At 62.9% G+C, this 23,170-nt stretch carries 14 protein-coding genes; 7 read left to right on the top strand and 7 right to left on the bottom strand.

From position 1 onward, the window contains the following. Positions 1-9: 9 nt before the first annotated feature. Positions 10-3,633, bottom strand: a complete 3,624-nt coding sequence (locus THIVI_RS22505) for a response regulator (RefSeq protein WP_014777254.1) — start codon at positions 3,631-3,633, stop codon at positions 10-12. Positions 3,634-3,762: 129 nt separating this feature from the next. On the opposite strand from THIVI_RS22505, the gene THIVI_RS03435 reads away from it, so the two are divergent. The 4 genes from THIVI_RS03435 (at position 3,763) to THIVI_RS03420 (ending at position 7,439) form a co-directional block, all read left to right on the top strand. Beyond that, positions 3,763-4,959, top strand: coding sequence for a Bcr/CflA family multidrug efflux MFS transporter (locus THIVI_RS03435; protein ID WP_014777253.1), 1,197 nt, complete (start codon positions 3,763-3,765; stop codon positions 4,957-4,959). Between the two features lie 16 nt (positions 4,960-4,975). Continuing rightward, a complete protein-coding gene (locus THIVI_RS03430) occupies positions 4,976-5,665 on the top strand; it encodes a Crp/Fnr family transcriptional regulator (RefSeq protein ID WP_014777252.1) in 690 nt (229 codons plus the stop codon). A 197-nt stretch (positions 5,666-5,862) separates the two neighbouring features. Continuing rightward, positions 5,863-6,051, top strand: coding sequence for a YgaP family membrane protein (locus THIVI_RS03425; protein ID WP_014777251.1), 189 nt, complete (start codon positions 5,863-5,865; stop codon positions 6,049-6,051). A 239-nt stretch (positions 6,052-6,290) separates the two neighbouring features. Further along, complete coding sequence (locus tag THIVI_RS03420; protein ID WP_014777250.1) at positions 6,291-7,439, top strand: GGDEF domain-containing protein; 1,149 nt, start codon at positions 6,291-6,293, stop codon at positions 7,437-7,439. 16 nt (positions 7,440-7,455) lie between these two features. Here THIVI_RS03420 and THIVI_RS03415 read toward each other — a convergent pair whose 3' ends face one another. Next, entirely contained in the window at positions 7,456-7,983 is a 528-nt protein-coding gene (locus THIVI_RS03415) for a TIGR00645 family protein (protein WP_014777249.1), read from the bottom strand. 331 nt (positions 7,984-8,314) lie between these two features. Here THIVI_RS03415 and THIVI_RS03410 point away from each other — a divergent pair, with 331 nt between their 5' ends. Both THIVI_RS03410 and THIVI_RS03405 read left to right on the top strand, forming a co-directional pair. Continuing rightward, positions 8,315-9,958: a tetrathionate reductase family octaheme c-type cytochrome gene (locus THIVI_RS03410; RefSeq protein WP_014777248.1), complete on the top strand. Its 1,644-nt coding sequence runs from the start codon at positions 8,315-8,317 to the stop codon at positions 9,956-9,958. Then, positions 9,958-10,611 carry a cytochrome b/b6 domain-containing protein gene (locus THIVI_RS03405; protein WP_014777247.1) on the top strand — a complete coding sequence of 218 codons (654 nt, stop codon included), beginning with the start codon at positions 9,958-9,960 and terminating at the stop codon, positions 10,609-10,611. The genes THIVI_RS03410 and THIVI_RS03405 overlap by 1 nt, the downstream gene beginning before the upstream one ends. 120 nt (positions 10,612-10,731) lie before the next feature. Here THIVI_RS03405 and ubiT read toward each other — a convergent pair whose 3' ends face one another. After that, the gene (gene ubiT, locus THIVI_RS03400; RefSeq protein WP_014777246.1) at positions 10,732-11,196 is read right to left on the bottom strand and encodes a ubiquinone anaerobic biosynthesis accessory factor UbiT; all 465 of its coding nucleotides are present in this window, start codon (positions 11,194-11,196) and stop codon (positions 10,732-10,734) included. A gap of 125 nt (positions 11,197-11,321) precedes the next feature. Between ubiT and THIVI_RS03395 the strand changes: the two genes are divergently transcribed. Continuing rightward, positions 11,322-12,275: a DUF808 domain-containing protein gene (locus THIVI_RS03395; protein ID WP_014777245.1), complete on the top strand. Its 954-nt coding sequence runs from the start codon at positions 11,322-11,324 to the stop codon at positions 12,273-12,275. Between the two features lie 72 nt (positions 12,276-12,347). On the opposite strand, the gene THIVI_RS03390 is transcribed toward THIVI_RS03395, so the two are convergent. From THIVI_RS03390 to THIVI_RS22500, 4 genes are all read right to left on the bottom strand, one after another. Continuing rightward, on the bottom strand, positions 12,348-13,811 hold the full coding sequence (locus tag THIVI_RS03390) for a protein adenylyltransferase SelO (RefSeq protein WP_014777244.1): 1,464 nt from the start codon (positions 13,809-13,811) through the stop codon (positions 12,348-12,350). 142 nt (positions 13,812-13,953) lie between these two features. After that, positions 13,954-17,466: a CHASE domain-containing protein gene (locus THIVI_RS03385; RefSeq protein ID WP_014777243.1), complete on the bottom strand. Its 3,513-nt coding sequence runs from the start codon at positions 17,464-17,466 to the stop codon at positions 13,954-13,956. 22 nt (positions 17,467-17,488) lie between these two features. Further along, the gene (locus THIVI_RS03380; protein ID WP_014777242.1) at positions 17,489-18,412 is read right to left on the bottom strand and encodes a GGDEF domain-containing protein; all 924 of its coding nucleotides are present in this window, start codon (positions 18,410-18,412) and stop codon (positions 17,489-17,491) included. Between the two features lie 92 nt (positions 18,413-18,504). Further along, positions 18,505-23,079, bottom strand: coding sequence for a response regulator (locus THIVI_RS22500; protein WP_014777241.1), 4,575 nt, complete (start codon positions 23,077-23,079; stop codon positions 18,505-18,507). Positions 23,080-23,170: the final 91 nt, after the last annotated feature.

The following is a 23,170-nucleotide window of genomic DNA, read 5'->3' as shown; positions in this document are numbered from 1 at the left end:
CATCACTGCTTATGACGGCCACGGGCGCCGATCATCCTCGCGGTCGAAGACCTGGTAGCGATTCTTGCCAGTTAGCTTGGCCTGATACATGGCCCGGTCGGCCTGGCGCAGCAGTTGATCCGCGTCGATCTCGTCCGGTTGCGGATAAAAGGTGACGCCGATGCTGGCCGAAACCTGCACGACCAGCTCGCCGAGCGGCACCGGCGCGGCGGCGGCGGCGAGCAGCCGTTTAAGCAACGGCACACTGGCGTCGCTGTCCGCAAGATCGACCAGCACGGCCACGAATTCGTCTCCACCGAGCCGGGCAAGTGTGTCGCCTTCGCGCACGGCCTGCTGCATGCGCTCGGACACAACCTTCAACAACTGGTCGCCGGCGGCGTGTCCGTGACGATCGTTGATGGCCTTGAAACCGTCCAGATCGAGATAGGCCAGCGCCAGGGATTGTCCGCGCCGCAGGGTCTGCACCATGGCCTGGTGCAGACGGTCGGCCAGCAGCAGGCGGTTGGGCAGCCCGGTCAGCGCGTCATAATGGGCGAGGCGCTCAAAGCGCGCCTCGCTCTCGCGCAGTGCCTGCTCGCGCTTGCGCAACTCGATTTGCAGGCCAACCCGCAGACGCAGCACCGGCGGATTGATCGGTTTGGAGATGAAATCCGTCGCGCCAGTCCGCAGGGCACGGGTCTCGCTCTCAAGATCCTGGCTGGCGGTGACGTAGATCACCGGAAGATCCCGCCATCGCGGGTCGCCCCGAAGCCATCGGCACAGGGCATAACCGTCCATCTCGGGCATCATGAGGTCGAGCAGGATCAGCGCTGGCGGCGCCCCGATGTTCAGCCGTTCCAGCGCCCGCGCCCCGGATAAGGCGAATTCGCATTGGTAGTCGGACATCAGCGCCGCCCCCGCGAGTTGGACGCTGACAGGGTCGTCGTCGACGATCAGGATCTTCTTCAGCCCTGTCTGGCAGGAGCTGCGTCGTTGCGAGCGGTCGGCGGCATCGAGGGACGGATCCGGCTCGGGCGCCAGAAGCGCCAGCGCCTCGTCAAAGCGCAGCAAGCGGATCGTCTCGGCCAGGGCCGCGGTCGCGGCTTCGCCGTCGCGCCGCACCAGGGCCGGCTCCAGAACCTCGAACAGCGCCAATGCCGCCAGATCGCCGCGGATCAGGGCTGCATGCAGCGCCGCCAGTTGCGTCGAGTCGAGCGCATTGGCCGCGCCCGCGCTCGCCGCCGGCTGGGTGGATTGTTCCAGCCAGGGCGCGAGCGCGGAGAGCAGCGCGGCGAGTTGTCCCTCAAGCGTATCGATCATGTCCTCGAGATCGGTGCGCCCATCCAACAGGCCCTGCTCCAAGGTTCGGGCGGTCTGGATCAGCTCGCGCGCGCCAAGATAGCCGAGGCGCCCTTGCAGGGAATGCAGCCCCAGGGCGGCGTCGGCCATCGCGCCACGCGCCAGGTCGTCGCGCGTGCGTTGTGCCGCGTCGCGAAAGTCCATGGTCAGTTTCGGCAGCAGCTTGATAAAGAGCGACCAATCGTCGCCGAGGAGTCGCGCAGCCTGATGGGTGTCGAGTCCGGGGATGTCGGGAAAGACCGTGCGCGGCGCCCCGGAGAGCGTTCGTGTCGGGACGCCGGTGGGCGGTGCGGCGTCCGCCGCGGGCGTTGCACACCAGCGCTGGAGCACCGCGACCAGATCCTCCAGATCCATGGGCTTCGCCAGAAAGTCGCTGAATCCGGCCTCGTGCGCCTGTTGACGGTGCTCGGCCAGCACGCCCGCGGAGCAGGCGATGACGGGCAGCTCGATCAGGCCGAGTTCCTCGCGGATCGCGCGCGCCGCCGTGAGCCCATCCATCACCGGCATCTGGATGTCCATCAGCACCGCATCGATTGCCTTGGGGTGGTCGCGCAGCCAGTCGAGGGCCTGCCGACCGTCGGCAACCAGCGTCACACGGGCACCCTCGCACCTCAGTGCGCGCTCGACCAGCTCCTGATTCAGTGGGCAGTCATCCGCCACCAGACAATGCACGCCGCTCAGGCGCGGTCCGAGCGTCCGCTCGGCGGGCGCGGCCTTCTCCAAGGGGATGGCGTCGTCCGCGCTGGCCCGCGCGAAAGGCAGTTCGCACCAGAAGGCGCTGCCGACCCCGAGGGTGCTGTCGATGCCGAAGGTACCTTCCATCCGCTCGACCAACTGTTTGCTGATGGCCAGCCCAAGCCCGGTACCGCCAAACCGGCGGGTGATGCTCCCATCCGCCTGGGTAAAGGCGGCGCCCAGGGTGGGCAGATGCTCGGGGGTGATCCCGATCCCGGTGTCCTGGATCTCCAGACGCAGCCGCACCCTCTGGGTGTCGATGTCCGCTTGGCTGACCTGGATGCGCACCTCGCCGTGGTCGGTGAATTTCACCGCGTTGCCGACCAGGTTGACGAGGATCTGCTCCAACCGAAGCGAATCGCCGCGCAGCCAGGCGGCGAGGTTCGCCGGTGCGTCGATCCGGAAGGCGAGCCCTTTGGCGCGGGCCTCTTGACCCAGGAGGCTTGCGACCTGCGCCAGCACGGCCGCCGGGGAGAAGGTCCGCGCGGTCAGCCGCAGTTGACCGGCCGCAAGCTTGGAGAGATCGAGGATGTCGTTGACGAGCGCGAGCAGGGATTGTCCAGCCTCGCGCAGTCGTTGGACCAGATGGCATTGCTCCGCCGACAGCGCCTCGCCTTCCAGCAGTTGCGCCAGGCCCAGCATGGCGTTGAGCGGGGTGCGGATCTCATGGCTCATGTTGGTCAGGAACTCGGATTTGACGCGCGCGGACTGTTCTGCCTGCTCCCTAGCCTGCTTAAGATCGGTCACGTCGTAGAAGTTGAACAAGTAGAGGCCCCCGAAGGCGGGGCCGAGGTGGGTCGCGCCGCCCTGAACGGTGCGGACCCGGCCATCCTTACAGCGGACGTCGACCGCCAGCAGCTCGTCCAGCGGTTCGAATCGCCCGCCCGCCTGCTCGACGTGCGCCAGACGCTCCTGCAAAATGCCCTGGACCCATTGGCGATAGTCGGGGTCCGGGTAGGCCCGCGGCCACCAGTCCGCCAGGGTGGGGACGTCCTCCAGGGTATAGCCGAACATCTCGATGAAGGCGGGGTTTAAGTAGTTGATGCGCTGCCCCTCGTCGATCACGGCAATGGGGACGGGCGCGGCGTCGATGATGGCGCTGGCGTATGCTTGGCTGGCTTGCAGGTCCGCCGCGATTTGCTTTTTGTGCGTGATGTCGACCGTCATGGCCAGGATGCAGAGCTTGCCGTGCAGGACGAGCGTGCTCAGATGCACCCATTCCCACTGCAACTTGCCCTCGGCGTGGCGATAGCACCATTCGAATTGCTGCGGGCCTTCCAGGATCGTCTTGGTGGCCCACTGCACCGAGTCTTCGATAGAGTAAGGCGGTTCGAGCCAAATCTGACCGAAGCCGGCCTTGAGCGACTCGAACGAAGCATATCCGTACTGCGCGCAGGCGGTGGGATTGGCCTCCAGCATCTCGCCGGTGTCCGCGTCGTGGATCAGGATGCAGAGCGGGGCGTTCATAAACATCGCTTGGAACAGTGGCTCGCGGTCCCGCAAGGCACGGTCGGTCGGGCGGCATTCGGCCGCTTCGGGTCGGTCATCCTCGTCTGTCATTCATTACCCCGCAACATTGTCCGTCGACTGGCGCATCCTAAACCCGGTCCATTATGATAGTTGATGAGCACGATATCGGAACGGCCAAACCGATCCACCCGCCACGCACCTCACACCGGACGCGGTTTCATGCCAATCCGCCCTACCCTCCTGATCGCGCTTGGCCTGTTGGCTGGCCTGACGCCCTTCGCGATCGATCTGTATCTCCCAAGCCTGCCCTCCATCGCCCAGGATCTGGCCTCGTCGATCGAACTGGCGCAGATCACCGTGACCGTCTATCTGGCGGTCTTCGCCACCGCCCAACTCTTCCTCGGGCCGCTGTCGGATATCCTGGGGCGGCGCCTGACCATCGGGGGCGGACTCGTTCTGTTTCTGCTGGCGGATCTGGGCTGCGCGCTGGCGCCGAGCATGGAGTGGCTGCTCGCGGCGCGCGCGGTACAGGCGCTCGGCGGCGCGGCCGTGGCGGTGACCATCCCCGCCCTGGTGCGGGATCTCTACGAGAAGGACGACTATGCTCGGGTCATGGGGCTGGTCATGCTGGTCATGTCCATGGCTCCCTTGGTGGCGCCGACCGTGGGCTCGCTGATCATCAGTCTGGCAAGCTGGCGGATGGTCTTTCTGGCGCTCTTTGTCATTGCCTTGATCGCGGCCCTGCTCTTTTTTCGACTGGTGCACGAAACGCTTCACGCGCACCATCGTCATGTCTTCGATCTCGGCCTGATCCTGCGCAACTATCTGCGGATCCTGCGCCATCGGGTCGCGCTGGGTTACCTGCTGACCGCCGCAGCCAGTTTCGCCGGCATGATGACCTTCATCGTGACTTCACCCTATGTCTACATCCAGCTCCATCACCTCCCCGCCACCTGGTTCGGCCCCGCCTTCGGCGCGAACGTGGCGCTGGGGATGGTGTTTTCCTTGCTGAACGCGCGCTTCGTGGCGCGTCTGGGGTCTGACCGACTGCTGCGTTGGGGACTGAGCGCGCAGGGGCTGGCGGGCGCCCTGGCGCTGTTGCTCTTGATGGTCGGCGAGACGCCCTTGTGGGCGATCGTGACGATGGCCGCGCTCTATCTCGGCATGACCGGGGTGGTGCTCGGCAACGCCATGGCCGGCTTCATGTCCTTTTTCCCCAAGAGCGCGGGCACCGCCTCGGCCTTCGCGGGCGCGACCCGCTTCGGCGCCGGCGCGCTGATGGGCACCCTGGTCAGTCTGCTACACGACGGCAGCGCCGGACCGATGCTGCTCGGCATGGGCGTTTCGGGCCTGCTGGGGCTGGCGACCTTCGGGATCTTGTGCCATGGTTTCCGCTCCATTCCGCTGCCGCGTTGAGAGACAACCAGCCAGAATGATCCAGGATTCCAGCCAGCAACGCCGTCTGATCGAGCGCTTTGCGTTTCTGCGCGACGGCGGCGAGGCACTGCGCGAGACCTTTTTCGCGCAGGCAAAGGTGGCGACACTCCCGGCCGAGCACATCATCTGTCGCGACGGCGGCCAATGTTCCCAACTCGCGCTGGTGCTCGCGGGGACGGGACGTGTTTATAAACTCGGCGAGAATGGCCGCGAAATCACCCTGTACCGGATCGAGGCCGGTCAAAGCTGCGTGGTGACGGCGTCCTGCATCCTGAGCCAACGCCCCTTTCCCGCCTTCGCCGTCTGCGAGACCGAGGTCGAGGCCGCCGTGGTGGCTCAGGGCGATGTGCAACGCTGGCTGACCTCCTCTTCGCACTGGCGCGATTTTATCTTCGCTCAGGTGGCCGAACGCATCGGCGAGGTCTTCTCGGTTCTGGACGCGGTGCTGTTCCAACCGCTGGATCAGCGACTCGCGGCGCTTTTGCTGCACCGCGCCAGACGGTCGCCGAAAGGCGCCGCGAGGGGTCGCATCCTGCGTGTCACGCATCAGGAATTGGCCGTGGAACTGGGCTCGTCGCGCGAAGTGATCACGCGCCTGCTGAGGGATTTCGAAAAAACGGGGGCGCTGCTGACCGGACGCGGTCAAATCGAACTTCTCGATCCGAGCATCCTGGAAGCGCGTTGACAGAACCCGGCGCCCGCCATCGCCAACACATAAAGTTGATCACAAGGATTGCCGTACCGGGTTTTTCTGCTACCCTATTGGATGCATGGTTATCGCTTGTGACAATGTCACAGAGCGCAACGAGAGACTCCGATAGGCTGACAACTTGTCGACTGAAGTCGCTTCGTCAATCTCCACACCACAACAGGATCTTCCAGATGAATATGCCCAAAAACATCGGTGACACTGATCGTAACATCCGTTTTATCGCGGGCGGTGCGGTCGTTTTGCTTGGTCTGATTTACACTTGGTGGCTTATTCTGATCGGTCTCATTCTGATCGGGACCGCGTATCTGCGTTCGTGCCCGGCCTATACGCTCATCGGCATGGATACCAACAAAAAGTAAACGGCTGGGCGACACCGGCCTTTCAAAACGCGCCGCGATCCCGCGGCGCGGATCGCAAGTCAGTCCGTCCGCTCGGGACGACTTTACCTTGACCGCAGTTTGCCGTGTTCCTGAACCCTGTGCGTGGCAGGAAATCTTCCGCTCCCCCTTTATCTTCCCGCGATTCCCGATTCGGCACTCGTCGGCGCCTCAATGAAGCGGTACTCTTCCCGTTCTTGTACCCTTGGATTGGAAGACGCATGGATCATCGTTCGACACGCCAACAGGGCCTTATCGAGCCCAACGAACAGCTCGAACCTTTATCGATACCCGCTGGCGGCGGCTCATGCGCGCCAGGCTCCGAACAGGCCGCGCTGGAACAATTGGCCGTGACCCTGCGCGTTTGGGGTCAGTATGCTTTCGATCTGGACGAGATCGATGCGTCCGCCATTCGCGAGCAAATCGAACACTGGGTGCTGAATTTGCTGGTCGCCCGCGCGCCAGCGGAGACCCTGTCGAGCAGCCGGAATGCCGAGCCAGGCAGCGCAAACCCCTGCGATTGGGCGGGGCTGAGCGAATTCGTCACCCTCATGCGACGCCGTGAGCAAAACTATGTGAATCGGCAGATTTTGGGCACGCGCCAGGTGATGGGGGATTTCGTGCAAACCCTGGGGCAGATCCTGGCCGAGGATCAGGAAGAGCAGACGCGGGTCACCAGCATCATCGGCAAACTTCGCTGCGCGATCGAGAGCAACGCCCCGGTGGAAACCCTAAGCCAGGAAGCGATTCACGCCATCGATTTGATCACGCATATCACCCAGGAACGCGAGCAGCGCCATCAAATCATGCTCCATCATTTGACGGCCAGGCTACAAACGCTACGCGGCGAATTGGATGCCGCGCAGCGGGAGATGGAACTGGACTCGATGACCCGTCTCTATAATCGCAAGGCTTTCGATACACAGTTGGATCGGGTCTTCGAACTCAGTAAGCTCTCCGGGCAGCCGGCGTGTCTTATGATGGTGGATGCCGATTTTTTCAAAACGATCAATGACCGGTTCGGACACCCCGTCGGCGATCTGGTGCTGCGGCGGCTGGCGAATTGCTGCGCCGAGGCATTTCCGCGCAAAACGGATTTTGTCGCGCGCTATGGCGGCGAGGAGTTCGCGGTCGTGTTGCAGGATACCTCGCTCAAGACGGCGATCCAGCTCGGCGAACGCCTGCTGGACGCCGTCCGTGCGATGACGATCGAGCACGAATCGGGGGTTATCCGCATCACCATCTCGATCGGTCTGGCCGAAATCGATCCGCATGCGAGCGCCGGCCAGTGGCTGCGCGCGACCGACAGCGCGCTCTATCGAGCGAAAAGCAATGGACGCGATCAACTCGCCTGCCTGACGGCAAGTTGATCGCCGAAACAGGGGCCTAATGCGCGTCGTCCTTGTCTCCATGATCGCGATGGGAGGCAAATGACATGCGGTCCAGTACGCCCATCAGCAGTGCCGACACCACGAAGGTCAGGTGGATGATGACATACCACATCAGCTTGTCGTTCGGGACATGGGGGATGTTGACGAATTCCTTGAGCAGATGAATCGAGGAGATGGCGACGATCGACGCCGCCACCTTCAGCTTGAGCGTGCCCGAATCCAGTTTCCCTAGCCAATCCAGCTTGTCGTCGCCCTCGCGCACGTCGATGCGGGAGACGAAGTTCTCGTATCCGGCAAACATCACCATCACCACCAGACTAGCCACCAGCGACAGGTCGATCAGCGACAGAATCATCAGAACCATGTCCGATTCGGCCGTCTCAAGGATGTGGCTGAACAGGTGATAGACCTCGTGAAAAAAGATGAAAGCGATCGCGATCAGGGTGAGCGATAAGCCGAGATAGATCGGCGCCAGCAACCAACGGCTGGCATAGAGCGCTCGTTCGATAATGCGTTCCAGCACGGAATATCTCCAAGTATCAGGTATCAGGGGGTGAGTGATGTGATTCCGCGACAGCGGAACGCCGTTCGAACCAATGGGATTAGGCGGCGCAAGTGTCCGGACCTTCCTCGGTCGCGTCAAGTTGGCGAAGCGGTGCGAGGCGCATCGCTGCCGTTTGAATCCCGACAACCCCCTGACGTACCGACAATCGACATGCAGCAGCGGTCGCCTTGCCGCAAGTCATGGAAACCGAGAACGATTGATAGCAGGATGACGCGGCTTAGACCGCAGACTGGCGACCGTAAGTCCATTGATCGCCCAGCCCGGTCTTTCAGAAATTGGAGCACATCCCATGCGACCGACAATCGGATTTCTCCTGGCCCTGGTGCTGGGATCTTTCGCGCTGACCTCGACACAGACCACGGCGGACAACTGGCCGACGCCTCCCGCCACGGTCGCGCCAGTCCCTTCGCAAATCTCCGGTCCGCTCACCGGCGGAACCGCCGACCACAGCAAATTCGAGGCATTGAAACAGCCATTCGCCTCGGGTCCGGAAGTCACCAAGGCGTGTCTAAGCTGCCATACCGAGACCGGGCAGCACTTCATGAAGAATATCCACTGGACCTGGGAGCGCCGCAACCCGGAGACCGGTCAACTGCTCGGCAAGAAGCACCTGATCAACAACTTCTGCACCAATTCGCGCGGCAACGAGGGAATGTGCGCCCAATGCCATGCCGGCTATGGCTGGAAGGACGAAAACTTCGACTTCAGCGACGAGACCAACATCGACTGTCTGGTCTGTCACGAAACCACCGGCACCTATTATAAAACGCCCAACAGCGCGGGCAGCCCGGCCTGTTCGGTCATGTTCGAGGGCAAGCCCGCGATCGACCTAGCGCTGGTGGCCCAGAGCGTCGACCTGCCGCAGCGCGCCAACTGCGGCGCCTGCCATTTCAATGGTGGCGGCGGCGATAACGTCAAGCACGGCGACTTGTCCTCGGCCCTGAAACACCCGCCACGCAAACTCGACGTGCACATGGGCGAGGACGGGCTCAACTTCGCCTGCACCGCCTGCCATGTCACCAAGTCGCACGTCTGGGCCGGCAGCCGCTACGAGATTGCCGCCAAGGACCATGAAGGCATCGGAAAACCCGGCCAGCGTCGCGATGTCGCCACCTGCGAGTCCTGCCACGGTCTCGAACCGCATCCGGTCGATTCGCTCGCCGCCTTCAAGCGCAACGACCATATCTCCAGCGTCGCCTGCCAGACCTGTCATATCCCCGAGTTCGCCCGCGGCGGCGTCGCTACCATGACCGATTGGGACTGGCGCACCGCCGGCAAAACGCGCAACGGCGAGGGCTATCACGAGCACGGCTACACCCAGGGCAACGGCGAGCATCGCTACACCTATAAGTCGATCAAGGGCGATTTCATCTACGACGAAAACATCGTACCGCTCTACCGTTGGTTCGACGGCCAGATGAACTACACCACCATCGACACCAAGTTCGATGTCAATCAAGCCGTCGCCATCAACGACTTTACCGGTTCGCGCGAGGATGGCGACTCGCGCATCTGGCCCTTCAAGGTCATGCGCACCTGGATGCCCGCCGATCTCGGGAACGGCACCCTGGTCTACAACCACCTGTGGGGCGAGGACGATGACTCCTACTGGGGCAATTACGACATGGGCAAGGCCATCGAGCACGGGATGAAGCAATTCAATCTCCCCTACTCCGGCCAATTCGGCTTCGTCGAGACGCTCTCCTATTGGCCCATCACGCACATGGTCGCACCCAAGGAAGACGCCCTGGCTTGCGAAAGCTGTCATGCCGAAAAGGGGCGCCTGGAGGGCGTGGAAGGGATCTACCTGCCGGGACGCGACCACAATTACTGGGTGGATCTGATCGGCATCCTGGCGGTTGTCGGCACCCTGCTCGGCATTCTGATCCATGCCCTGATCCGTCTTTTCTCGCCCAAGGGAGCAAAACACTGATGGCCATTCGTCGCGTCAGGATTTTCACGCTGTTTGAACGTTTTTGGCACTGGTCACAGATGCTTCTGATCATGTTCCTGATGATCACGGGTTTCGGGATCCACGGATTCCATCAACTGTTTGACTTCGAGAACGCCGTCACGCTGCACACCCTCGCCGCCTTCGCGCTGCTGTTGCTCTGGGCCTTCAGTATTTTCTGGCTGTTCACGACCCGGCACTGGCGCCATTTCATCCCGACCGTCAAGGGGATGTGGGGAGTGCTGCGCTTTTATATCCTCGGCATCTTCAAGGGCGAGCACCATCCCTACCGCAAGGCGTTCTGGCGCAAGCACAACCCCTTGCAGGCGCTCACCTATCTGATGCTCAAGATCGTGCTGTTCCCGCTGATCTGGGTGTCCGGGTTAGCCTATCTGTTCTATTTCCTGTGGCGCGACGTGCCCGATGCGACCCAATGGCTGGAAGGCGTGGCGCTGGTGCATACCGCGGCCGCCTTCACGATCCTGACCTTCGTCCTGATCCACGTCTATATGTTGACCACGGGGCACTCGTTCCGCGAGCACATCATGCCGATGATCAATGGCTTCGACGAAGTGGATCTGACCCCGGAAGAGGAAGCCTATCTGCAGAACGACGAGCCGGAGAACATTCGTTAGGCGAGGATTCACCGTCGACAGCACACAGGGCTGGACGAGACGCCCATCCCTGTGTGTTTCGCGCGTTGTTATAACGCGTTCCTTTCAGTCGCCACCGATTCGGATCGGCGCGGTGGCGGATCAACGACCGGGAAAGCGGATACTCGCCATTCGATCCAATGCCCGAGTCAAGGGTACCCAGCGCTCCGGCGGCTCGAAGGCATCGAAAAAATTCTTTAGATACAAACCCAGTTCGGTATCGCCGGACATCCTCAACCGACGTTGAAAAAAGAGCGTATCCGCATCCTCGCGCCGCGCGGCAAGGAGCAGAAACTCCCGCAGACCGCCCGCGATGCTGGCATCGGCCTTGGACTCGTTGCCATATCCCCGGATGCGCCCCTCGCTGAGCCCCAACAAATAACGCACACCGATATCATCGATCTCGATCGCGACCCGGCGCCCTTGCAGAAAATCCAGTTCGCCTTCCAGCAGGGCTTCTTTCATCACCTGATTGAGCATCGTCGCCAGCACTCGGCTGTGCATGACACTCGGCATGAGCCGCAAGGGGAAGGTCAAGGGATAGAGAAAACGTGGTGGAGCGGACATAGCGGGTCTCGTTCGGATTATCCAACAAAATAACCGGGAATTTTCCACGCTCTCCCGGCTCGACACAAGCGAATCCAGCCTGTCAAATACACCTCTTTGTTCAAGAGACCGGAAGTAAGGACACCATGGCAACCAGCCTGCTTGCATTGATTGACGATATCGCGACCGTTCTGGACGACGTGTCTCTGCTGACCAAGGTCGCGGCCAGAAAAACCGCCAGCGTCCTGGGCGACGACCTCGCGCTGAATGCCGAGCAGGTTCAGGGAGTCCGGGCCGAGCGGGAACTGCCCGTCGTCTGGGCCGTGTTCAAGGGATCGCTGATCAACAAACTCATTCTGGTCCCGGCCGCGCTGGCGATCAGCCTGCTCGCGCCCTGGGCGATCCTGCCGTTATTGATGGTCGGCGGGCTGTATCTCTGTTACGAAGGCGTTGAAAAGGTCGCGCACAAATTTCTGCATTCCGGGGCCGAAACCGACGCCCGCCACGCCGAACTGACCGCCGCGCTCGCGGATCCCGGCACGGATCTGATGACGCTGGAGCGAGACAAGATCGCCGGCGCGGTCAGAACGGATTTCATCCTGTCCGCCGAGATCATCGTCATCACGCTCGGAACCGTCGAAGCGGCTCCGCTCCTGACCCAGGTTCTGGTTCTGAGCGGCATTGCCCTGCTGATGACCGTCGGCGTCTATGGCCTGGTCGCGGGGATCGTCAAGCTCGACGATGCCGGGCTCGCCCTGAGCCGCCGGCACGGCGAAAATTTTTTCAGCCGTTGGCAACGCGCCTTCGGACGCGGCATTTTGCGCGCGGCACCTTTACTCATGAAGGGACTTTCCATCGCGGGCACCATCGCGATGTTTCTGGTCGGCGGTGGAATCCTGGCCCATGGACTCCCCGGCGTGCAGGACTGGATCCATCATCTGAGCGAGGGACTCGCGCACGCGCGCGGGATGGTTCGCGTGCTGTCCGTCATGATGCCTATCGCCATCACGGCCGCGATTGGCATCATCGCCGGCGCGGTCGCGCTGGGTGCGGTCAGCCTGGTGACGCGCATGCGGATGGCCTTATCGGCACAGGGTTAGGTGGGTTTGACCGGCCGATCCAGGCGCGAGCGGACAACGCCACGGCCTCGCGGCGTCCATCGACGAAGACCGTCAGGTACCGCAGAACGTCTGATGCACGATCTCGTGCGGTTCTGGCGGCCGGGTGTAAATCCCCCGCTCGGGCCGCTCGTCCCAGGGCTTGGCGAGCGCGTCCAACAGCGCTTCAAGGGGTCCGAGGTCGTCCTCGACCGCCGCGTCGAGCGCCTCCTCGACACGGTGATTTCTCGGGATGACCGCCGGATTTGCGCAACGCATTCGCTGTGCCCGCGCGTCCGTGCTGGCCTCTTCGCGGGCGAGGCGCGCACGCCAGCGCGGTATCCATGTCTCCAGAATGTCGCGACCGCCAGGCTGGACTCGCAGCGCCGCGTCGTTTCCCGTCGCGGCATCGCACAAGGCGCGAAAGATATTGGTAAAGTCGGCGGCGCCCCCGGCCATTGCACGCAGCAGCGTGTCGATCAGATCCGCATCCTCCTCACGGGATTCCATCAAGCCCAGCTTGGCCCGAAAGCGCGCGAGGTAGGCTTGCTCAAAGTGATGACGAAAGGCATCGACCGCGGCCTGGGCTTCCGCGACCGCTTGGTTCACGTCTTCATCGAGAATCGGCAGCAGCGCCTGGGCAAGTTGGCCGAGATTCCACTGCGCGGCATGAGGCTGGTTGCCGTAGGCATAGCGCCCCCGATCGTCGATCGAACTGTAGACCGTGCCTGGATGGTAAGTATCCATGAAGGCGCAGGGGCCATAGTCGATGGTCTCGCCGGCGATCGACATGTTGTCGGTATTCATCACGCCGTGAATGAAGCCGACCCCCATCCAGTCGGCGACAAGGTCCGCCTGCCGCGCGACGATCGCATCGAGCAGCGCGCGGTAAGGCCGCTCCGTCTCCCGCGCCTCGGGGTAATGCCGCACGATGACATAGTCGGCGAGGCACTTGAGCGCCTCGCTATCCTGGCGCGCGGCGAAGTACTCGAAGGTTCCCACCCGCACATGGCCGCGCGCCACGCGGGTCAGCACCGCCCCCGGCAGCGCACGCTCGCGATAGACCGGCTCGCCAGTCGCGACCGCCGCGAGCGCGCGCGTCGTCGGAATGCCGAGCGCCTGCATGGCCTCGCTGACGATGTACTCCCGCAGAACCGGACCAAGCCAGGCCCGCCCATCGTTCCCGCGCGAAAAGGGCGTGCGCCCGGAACCCTTGAGCTGGATGTCGAAGCGCTCGCCCGCCGAATCGACGATCTCGCCCAGCAGGATCGCCCGCCCGTCGCCGAGTTGCGGGACGAAATGCCCGAATTGATGCCCGGCATAGGCCATGGCCAGCGGCTCGGCGCCTTCCGGAATCCGGTTGCCGGCGAGCATGTTCAGACCCTCGGGGGAGTGCAGCGCCCGCGGATCAAGTCCAAGTTGGGAGGCCAGCGCCTCGTTGAGCCTGATCATGTCCGGTCGCGCGACGGGAATCGGCGCAAGCCGGGCGTAGAAGCGGTCCGGCAACCGCGCGTAGGTGTTGTCGAAGGCGAATGTCATCTTGCACCAAGGATCAGGAAGTTGAACATGACTGTACCCTAACGACGTGCGAGTCTGCGGGCTTGATCCCGGGCGACGGGATTTGGCTCCTACGCATTTCGCCCGCAAGCGGGCTCCTACGTCAAATTTGGACGGCCATCTCTTACCCAACCCGCCGACTGCTTCCGTTCAGTAACTGGCGCATCTGCAACAAGAGCGCGGCATGGAAACCGCGCAGTTCCTCCAATTCGGCCGGCGTCTCGTTCTCACGGCCTTGGGCATGATCTTTCAGTAACTGCCGGGCCGACTCGTGCAACCGCCGATGCGTGCGCATGATCGCTTGAAAGGCCGGCCGCGCGCCATGACGCGCCGCGCCTTCCCCTGCGAGCCACTGCCCCAGATGGCAGTCATGAAGGTCCGGGCCCAACGCGCACACGCCCTTTCCCTTTAGAGCGTGTTCGATGGCCAGCATCCAGGCGCGGTGCTCGACGATGGCAAAGAGAATCGGCAACTCATCGCGGTCGAGAGGCTGCTGCTGGCTCCAGATCCGATCGGGATGCCAGGAGCGAACCCAGTCCGGCACGGCTTCGCCCGGCATGGGTCTGGCAATGCCATACCCCTGGGCCAGTTCGCAACCGAGTTGCAGCAGGATCTCGCCTTGCTCCAGACTCTCCACCCCTTCGGCAAGCGCCTGATGGCGAAAGGCGGCGGCCAGTCCCAGGACGCTCTCGACGATCGCCAGATCCTCCGGATCGTCGAGCATGTCGCGCACGAAGCTCTGGTCGATTTTGAGCAGGCTGACCGCCAGGCGTTTGAGGTAGGTCAGCGAGGAATATCCGGTGCCAAAATCGTCCAGGGCACAGAGGACGCCGATCTCCCGACAGGCATCGATCACTGTCGAGACACGGTTCAGATCCTCCTGTGCGCTGGTCTCCAGCACTTCCAGTCCAAGGCCATTCGGAACGATGTCCGGATGGGCGAGCAGGCGTGCCCGCAAACACTCGACAAAGTTTGTCTGCCGCAACTGGCGGGCGCCGATATTGACACTGACGGGGAGATTCAGACCGCCCGCGCGCCAGACGTCCATTTGGGTTAACGCCGTCTCGATCACCCATTCGCCGAGATCGATCGCCAGCGGGTGATCTTCGATCACCGGCAGAAACAGCGCCGGGGCCAATAGGCCGCGTTCCGGATGTTGCCAACGGATCAGCGCCTCCACACCGATGACCGCGCCGGTCCGCATGTTGACTTTCGGCTGATAATGGAGAATGAATTCGCTGACCGTCAGGGCACGACGGATTTGCTCCAGGTTGGCGTGATGACCCCGAATACTCTGGTCCTGCTCGGCGTCAAAGAAGCAATAGCGATTTTTGCCGGATAGCTTGGCCTGATACATGGCCTGGTCGGCCTGGCGCAGCAGTTGATCCGCGTCGACCTCCTCCGACTGCGGATAGAAGGTGACGCCGATGCTGGCCGAGACCCGCAGGACGAGACCCTCCACAGGCACGGGCTGGGCCGCCGCCATGAGCAGACGGGTGAGCATCGGCACGCTGCCCGTCTCATCTCCCAGATCGACCAGCACGGCGACGAATTCGTCGCCGCCAAGACGGGCCAGGGTGTCGCCCTCGCGCAGACTCTGCTTCATGCGCCCCGCCACGATCATCAGCAATTGATCGCCGGCTTCGTGCCCGTGGCTGTCGTTGATGGCCTTGAAACCGTCCAGATCGAGATAGGCCACCGCCAGGCGTTGCGCGCGCCGCTTGGTCTGCGTCATGGCCTGAAGCAGACGGCAGGAGAGCAGCACGCGGTTGGGCAGCGAGGTCAGCGCATCGTAATGGGCAATATGTTCGAGCTGGCGTTGATGCTCCTTGAGCGCGGTAATGTCGGAGAACAGGGCGACGTAGTGCTGGGGGCTGCCCTGCGCGTCGCGCACGGCGCTGATGGTTTGCATCTCGGCGTACACTTCGCCATTCTTGCGACGATTCCAGATTTCGCCGCTCCAATGGCCATCCTCGATCAGGGTCCGCCACATCGACTCGTAGAACTCGCGTCCCTGACGCCCCGAGGTGAGCAGGCGCGGATTGCGGCCCAGCACTTCGTCGCGGTCGTAACTGGTGATGCGGGTAAAGGCGTCATTGACATCGATGATCGTGCCTTCGGCGGTGGTGATCATGATGCCTTCGCTGGCGTGGGTGAAGACGCTGGCGGCCAATCGAAGCTGTTCTTCCGAGCGTTTCCAGGCGGTAATGTCGGTATAGGTACCGATCATGCGTAGGGGTTTGCCCGCGTCATCGAAACTGACCACCATGCCGCGCACCAGCATCCATTTCCAATCGCCATCCTTGCAGCGGAGACGGTGTTCGCTGACATAACATGGGATCTTGCCGTCGAAATAGGCTTGAATCGTTGCGAGGGCGTGCGCCTGGTCCTCGGGGTGGATGCGGCCTTCCCATTCCTCCAGGCGGTCGCAGATCTCGTCCTTGGCAAAACCGAGCATCTCTTTCCAGCGCCGGGAATAAAAGACCTTGCCGTCTGGCACGCTCCAGTCCATCACGCCGTCGCCGGCGCCTTCGAGGGCAAACCTCCAACGGAATTCGCTTTCCTTCAACAACTGCTCGCGCCGCCGGAGCTTGTCGGCCAGGTTGCGGGCGATACGGATATTGGCGCGGGTGTTGACGACCGACAGCATCAAGCCGAACAGCAGGCCGCTGAGCGCCAGTCCGCCAAGCAGGGTTGCCCAGGCCCAGGCAGCGCGAATCCCGGACGTCTGCGAGGTCTGATCGAAGACCAGCAGCCAGCGATGGCCGTTGAAACCGAGATGCCGTACCTGTTGGCGTAGCGCGGAAGAGGCGTGCGCCTGCCGCCCTCCCCGGCTGTCGAACAGCAGCGTCTCGGGGGTCGCCAGGGAACCATCGTGGATACGCAAATCGATCGGCTCGCCATCGTAATGCGTCCAATCGCCCAAAATCCCGATCATCAGATCGTTCATCCGGTAGGGGCTGTACGACCAGCCGAATAAGGCCGCCCGTCGTTGCTCGACGCTCTCCAGAGGCCAGCCGTTGCGATAAACGGGGACATACATGAGGGCTCCCGCCTGCACCTCGGCGCCGCTCTCCTGCACCAGCACGACCTTGCCGGACAAGGCCGCTTCGCCGGTATCGCGCGCCTGTTCCATGGCGGCCCGTCGCACCGGTTCGGAAAACATGTCGTATCCGAAGGCACGCAGATTGCGGTCGCGGAAGGGCTCAAGATAAATGATGGCGGTGTAGATGGCACGCTCGCCCGGCGGATGCACCTGGTACTCGGGAAAGCCTTCCGCGCGGATACGGGAAAGATGGCCGTCGAGTTGATCCGACGGGAACACTTGCGCAAAACCGATCCCCTGCACGCCGGGCAGGCTGTCCTGTGCCCGCAGGGTTTCGACATAGGACCGCCATTCTTGACGGTCGACCATCCCCGATGCCGCGAACAGCGCCGCGCCGCCGCGCAGAATCAGCGCATAGGCGCCCAGACGCTCGCGGATCTTCAGGGTCACCTGGTCGCAGTCGAAGCCGAACTGACGGACGGCGTCCGCCTCGATCCCCTGCTTGACTTGAACGCTGATAAAGAGCGTCGCCAAGAGTCCGCAACCGAGCGCCACCCAGGCATGCCATGATTCTTCTTGGATTTTCATCATTGGCGTCCCGCACAAGCATGTATTAATAACCGTCCTCGAACTCGTCGGCCAGACAGATCCGATTTCGCCCCGCGCTCTTGGCTCGGTAGAGCGCGCGATCCGCCGCCATCAGCATGGCATCCACATCCTCGTCAGCGCTCCAGATCTTGACCCCAATGCTGATGGTGACGGGCACCTGGCCCGCTTTGGTGGGGATCGGACGGTCCGAGATGGCCGATAGAAAACGCTGATACAGCATCCTGACATTGAGGTGTTCGATCAACGGGGTGATCACCACGAACTCCTCTCCGCCGAAGCGACCTAGGAAATCATAGGGTCTGAGATTGCTCTCCAGGATCCGGGCGAATCGGCAGAGCACTTCATCGCCCACCAGATGACCGTAGGTATCGTTGACCAGCTTGAAATGATCGATGTCGCAAATTCCGACGGCCAGACCGTCAGGATGCCGCCGCCGCTCTCTGGACAACTGACGCGCGAGCGCGTCCAGGATGGCCCGGCGGTTCAGCAGGCCGGTCAATGGATCGTGCGTGGCCTCGTGCGCCAGCGCGTTGCGCGCCGCGAGAAATTGAGCCTGCATCTCGATCAGGCGTCGACCGACTTCGATGCGCGCGCCCAGTTCGCCGGGATCGAACGGCTTGGCCAGATAATCGTCGGCACCGCCATCCAGCCCGGCGACGATGTCGGCCTTTTCCCCCTTGGCGGTCAGCATGATGAGGTACGGCGGCCGGTCGGTCGGCAGCGAGCGAACGCGACGCACGACCTCCATTCCATCCATCTGCGGCATCATCCAGTCGAGAATGGCCAGGGCGGGTGCGTCGGGACGCTTCAATACCTCCAAGGCATCGGCGCCGTTGACGGTCTCGATGACGTCATGATCGATCTTCCTCAAGATGCCCGCCAACGCCACGCGGGAGGTCAAATCGTCTTCGGCGATCAGGATGCGCACGCCACATCCTCCAACTCATTGAATCGGTGCCCACGCGCCGCCGACACGTATGGCTGCTGCGCTCGGATGACTGTGGCCAAACAGGATCGCGATTACAACCGATCCGGGTCAGTCAGGAGTGCAAAATCCTTAACCATCGCGTGCCTCAACCCATCGAACTCCGTTTCCAGATCGGCCAGACGGTCTTTTGCAGCGCTCAAGTCTCCGGCCTTGGCCGCTCGCTCCATCGCGAGGGCCACCGCGCGCAAGCGCTGACCGCCCATATTGGCCGACGCGCCCTTGATGTTATGCGCCTGCCGCTCGGCGCCGGGGGCGTCTCCGACATCCAGACTACCTCGAAGCGCCACGATCTGTCGTGGCAGATCGGACAAAAAACCCTCGGCAACCGTCCTTGCCAGGACGTCGTCCTCCATCAGCCGCGACATCAAATCCGCCCGGTCGAAAACCGGTACCTCCGGTTCCTGAACAAAGCGCGCGGCGGTTTCCTCGACGACTTCCGATGACGGATGTGTCGCGGACGGCAATTCCCTGGGCAACCAGCGCGCGAGCACCTCCGCCAGGATCGCGGGGGAAACCGGCTTGGAGACATAATCGTTCATCCCCGCGTCCAGGCACTGTTCCTGGTCGCCCCGCATGGCGCCGGCGGTCATGGCGATAATCGGCAGACCAGGATTCCGGACGGCTGACGAGGACGCGCGAATGGCCCGTGTCGCCTCCAGTCCGTCCATCACGGGCATCTGCACGTCCATCAGAACCAGGTCGTAGGGGATGCTCGCGAGTGCCGTGACCGCTTCCGCTCCATTCGCCACGGCGTCGGCGTGCAGACCCATTTTCTTGAGGATGCCCAAAGCGACCTGCTGGTTTGTGGTGTTATCCTCGGCAAGCAAGATGCGTACCTTGCAGCCAGCAAACAGGTTGAGGATCTCGCGCGCCAGGTAGCGCGTGGCGATCGGCCGCGAGACCATCTCTGCGGGAGACCGAGCGGTCAACACCAGCGACAGCACGGCTTTCAATTCCTCGTGCCGAATCGGCTTGGTGATATAGGCCGCGAATCCGAGTTCCTGGAAGCGGCGCGCGTCGCCCCGCATCCCGAGCGAGGTCAGCATGACCATCCGGGTATCGGCCAGGCGCGAATCCGCACCGATGGCTCGACCCAGGGTCTCGCCGTCCATCTCCGGCATCTGCATATCGATGACGGCGACACGGAATGGGTCGGGTTCATCCAGCGCTCCCGCAAGACGCCGGAGCGCCTCGGGGCCGTCGCGCGCCTCGGCTGGACGCATCCCCCAGGACGTCAGGCGAGTCATCAGGATTTCGCGATTGGTGGCATTGTCGTCCACGATCAAGACCCGCACGCCCAACAGATCGGCCGGCAAAGATAATTGACGGTGCGCGGATTCGGGTTGCTTGGCCAGACGCGCCGTGAACCAGAACTCCGAGCCCTTGCCGGCCTGACTGATGACGCCAACCTCGCCGTCCATCAGTGCGGCCAATTGCTTGGAGATGGCCAGACCGAGACCGGTGCCGCCATATTGCCGGGTGGTGGAGGCATCGACCTGACTGAACTTATCGAACAGCAGTCCAAGCTTGTCCTCGGGGATGCCGATCCCGGTGTCGCGGACCGCAAAGCGCAGCAGGACGTCCTCGGTCCGCTCCTCCAGGACCGAAACGCGGATCGCGACCTCCCCGGAAGGCGTGAACTTGATGGCATTGCCCGCCAGATTGGTCAGGATCTGGCGCAAGCGGCCTGGATCGCCACGCAGAAACGCCGGAACCTCGGGGTCGGCGTCACACAGGAATTCCAGCCCTTTTTCCTGGGCGCGGAGCGCCAGCGCGGTGGCAAAGTCTTCCAGCGAGAGCGACAGATCGAAGTCCAGCATTTCCAAGTCGAGTTTGCCCGCCTCGATCTTGGAGAAATCGAGGATATCGTTGATCAGACGCAGCAGCGATTCGCCGCTGGCCCGCACGACCTCGGCAAAATGACGCTGCTCGTCATCGAGATCCGTCTCCAGCAGCAGACCGGTCATGCCGATGACCCCGTTCATGGGCGTGCGGATTTCGTGGCTCATGTTGGCCAGAAATTCGCTCTTGGCGACACTGGCCATCTCGGCCCTGGCCGCCTGTTCCCTGGCGAAGACGGTCTGTTGCGCCAGATGTTCGTTCAGCCGGTCCGCCTCTTCCTTGGCCCGATGCAACGCGTCGTCGGCCCGCTTGCGCTCGGTGATGTCGGTATGCGATCCGGCCATCCGGTACGGATTGCCAGCCTCGTCGCGAATCGCCGCCCCGCGGGCATGGATCCAGCGATGACGGCCATCCTTGTGTCGCAGACGAAACTGAATGTCATAGTGTTCGAGCGATTCGCACAGATAGTGCTCGATATAGGCCATCACCGCCGGTTTATCGTCGGGATGCAAAAGGTCTTCAAAGGTCGCGAAGACATTGCTCAGTTCCTCGTCCCGGTAGCCGAGCTGCGCCTTCCACTGGGGCGAGAGGAACAGGCTATTTTCGCGCAGATCCCAATCCCAGATGCCGTCGTTGGAGCCCTTGACCGCCAGTTCATACTGTTCGCGACTCGCCCGCAGTTCCGTCTGTTGGGTGCGGATATCCTGATCGGCGCGGCGCACAAGCACCAGGATCATCCCCAGGAGCAGGGCCAGCAGCACGCCTCCGGTCGTGCCGCCCAGGACGAGTAAACGCGCAAAGGCGTTCTGTTCGGCGCTGGTGTCAAGCATGACCAGCAGCGCCCCGATCTCCCTGCCGGCGGCGTCCCGCAACGGCGTCGCCGAGACCCGCCAGGGTTTTCCGTCGAATGCGATCTCGCGCTCCGGCGGATGACTGGGATGACGACCGGCGGGCGCGCGATCGACCAGCGTCGCGAAGGCGTCGGGCAGACGACCCTGCGAAGCATAAATGACAACACGGTTGGGGAAACGCTCCCAATCGGACTCCCGCTCCAGCCAGCGCATGCCCTCTTCCCAGGTCTGGCGAACGAGAAATTCCTTACCGATCGCAATGGCGAGTTGGCTGCCAGAGGGCCGATAGAGCGCGCGGATGACATCCTCGATCTCCTTGCCGAATTCCACATAGCCGACCAGCGCGCCGTCGTCGAAGACGGGCTGGACGACCCGCAGGGTGAAGGTGCCCAGCGGCCCGAGTTCGATACCCGAGGCGGTCCGACCGGTACGCTCGGCCTCCAGGGCGGTGAAACGGGCAATCCGGTCGCCGCTTTTCTCTGGCTTGTGAAGGCGCAGCAGGCAGACGCGGTGACGGTCGAAGAAATAAAAGTGCGTGAGGTTGCGATCCCGTCGCAGCGTCTCGTAGAGGGGACGCCAGTCGGCCAGAAGGCGCTCGATATCGTGCTTGGCAAGCGCCGCGCGCACTCGCGTGTCGGCCGTGATGACCTGAAGCGCGGTGGCCAGACCGGCGGCCTGCAACTCCAGGCTTGCGCTCAGTTCCCCCGTAACCTGGGCGGCCAGATGGGTGCTGGTTCTGGCCAATTGTTTTTGATGCTGCTTCCACAGCAGCGTCCCGGTGCCGACGAACAAGAGCAAGACCATCGCCGCCAGTGGCGGCAAAAGACGCCTGAGCACCGGTTTCGGCGCGGTATCGACGCGGCGGATGAACGCCAGCGCGGTTAACACGCCGATCAGCAAGACAAACGTCAAACCGATCGGGAGTGCCGAACGCGCGGCCAGATCCCAGCGCCAGTCGCGGGCGTCGATGTCGATCCCCATCACGGCGAGGGTCTCACCGCTGCCTTTATAGGCGCCGGCGCAGACAATCAGATCGTCCACTCGCTCGACATAGGTCGTCTTGGCCTGGCGTTTGTGGTTGAGCGGATTGACGTATTGATAATCGACCCAGCCGCTCCCCGAGGACAGGGCGACGTCCCGGATCTCGCGCCGAAAGAACCGGCCTCCGGACCAGTCTTTTCGATCCAGCAGGTTCTGCCCAACCAGTTCGGCGTTCACCGGATGGGCGCGCATGGTCATTTCCAGGTCATAGGCGAAGACGTAGAGACTGCCCTGTCGGAAGGCGCCCCGCGGATCGTTGCATTCCTGGAGAAAACGCTCGCGGCCGTGTTTGCGATAAAAGTCCACGGCTTTGCGGACCATTGCCTGGGCGTCGAGCGGCGTGACCAGCCCCGCCAGCGAGGTCGCGGTATCGCGGATCGGGACCAGGGCCGAAATCCAGGTGCCCCACCGATCGTCAACCGGCCCCTCGACGGTCGCGGTGCCGGTCTCGAAGACCTGGAGCAAGTCCGCCGAAACGTCTGGGTAGATCTGTCCGGGCGGAGAAGCGTCTACCGAGTCGGGCGGCTCGCTGTCGACGAGGAAAAACACCCGACCATCGGCCTGACGTCCCATGAGATAGACAAACCGAAACCGCGGGTTGGTCGAGCGGACCGTCGAAAGTTGTGCCTTCAGTTTGAGGTAATCGGCGTTCTCCAGATCCGCCGCCGTCCCGGAGAGCGACTGGAGTCGCTCGATATTCACCGTCTGAGACACCACCCGGAGTTGCTCCAGCAACGCCTCGCGAAGTTCGCGATCGGCCCGCGCGACGGTCCACCAAGAGAAGATCCCCCCGACCAGCAGAATCGTCACGGCCGCACCGACCCACCACAAGATGCGCCCTTCGCTCGGGCCGATCGCGCGCACTTCTCTCATCTCACCATAACACCCTGTGGATCGCGTATTGCTTTGCCGCGCCGTCGCGGCATCCTCCGCGAAGCATCCCGCGAACGGCCGAAAGCAGTCG

This window comes from Thiocystis violascens DSM 198, from assembly GCF_000227745.2.
Lineage (GTDB): Bacteria > Pseudomonadota > Gammaproteobacteria > Chromatiales > Chromatiaceae > Chromatium > Chromatium violascens.
Note: the sequence above shows the minus strand (reverse complement) of the source record. Positions and strands in the feature narration are given on the sequence as shown.

Excerpts from the sequence above, each read along its gene's own strand:
- THIVI_RS22505 (WP_014777254.1), bottom strand. The coding sequence starts at position 3,633 with ATGACAGACGAGGATGACCGACCCGAAGCGGCCGAATGCCGCCCGACC.
- THIVI_RS03385 (WP_014777243.1), bottom strand. The coding sequence starts at position 17,466 with ATGATGAAAATCCAAGAAGAATCATGGCATGCCTGGGTGGCGCTCGGT.
- THIVI_RS03395 (WP_014777245.1), top strand. The coding sequence starts at position 11,322 with ATGGCAACCAGCCTGCTTGCATTGATTGACGATATCGCGACCGTTCTG.
- THIVI_RS03435 (WP_014777253.1), top strand. The coding sequence starts at position 3,763 with ATGCCAATCCGCCCTACCCTCCTGATCGCGCTTGGCCTGTTGGCTGGC.
- THIVI_RS03425 (WP_014777251.1), top strand. The coding sequence starts at position 5,863 with ATGAATATGCCCAAAAACATCGGTGACACTGATCGTAACATCCGTTTT.
- THIVI_RS03430 (WP_014777252.1), top strand. The coding sequence starts at position 4,976 with ATGATCCAGGATTCCAGCCAGCAACGCCGTCTGATCGAGCGCTTTGCG.
- THIVI_RS22500 (WP_014777241.1), bottom strand. The coding sequence starts at position 23,079 with ATGAGAGAAGTGCGCGCGATCGGCCCGAGCGAAGGGCGCATCTTGTGG.
- THIVI_RS03420 (WP_014777250.1), top strand. The coding sequence starts at position 6,291 with ATGGATCATCGTTCGACACGCCAACAGGGCCTTATCGAGCCCAACGAA.
- ubiT (WP_014777246.1), bottom strand. The coding sequence starts at position 11,196 with ATGTCCGCTCCACCACGTTTTCTCTATCCCTTGACCTTCCCCTTGCGG.
- THIVI_RS03405 (WP_014777247.1), top strand. The coding sequence starts at position 9,958 with ATGGCCATTCGTCGCGTCAGGATTTTCACGCTGTTTGAACGTTTTTGG.
- THIVI_RS03410 (WP_014777248.1), top strand. The coding sequence starts at position 8,315 with ATGCGACCGACAATCGGATTTCTCCTGGCCCTGGTGCTGGGATCTTTC.
- THIVI_RS03390 (WP_014777244.1), bottom strand. The coding sequence starts at position 13,811 with ATGACATTCGCCTTCGACAACACCTACGCGCGGTTGCCGGACCGCTTC.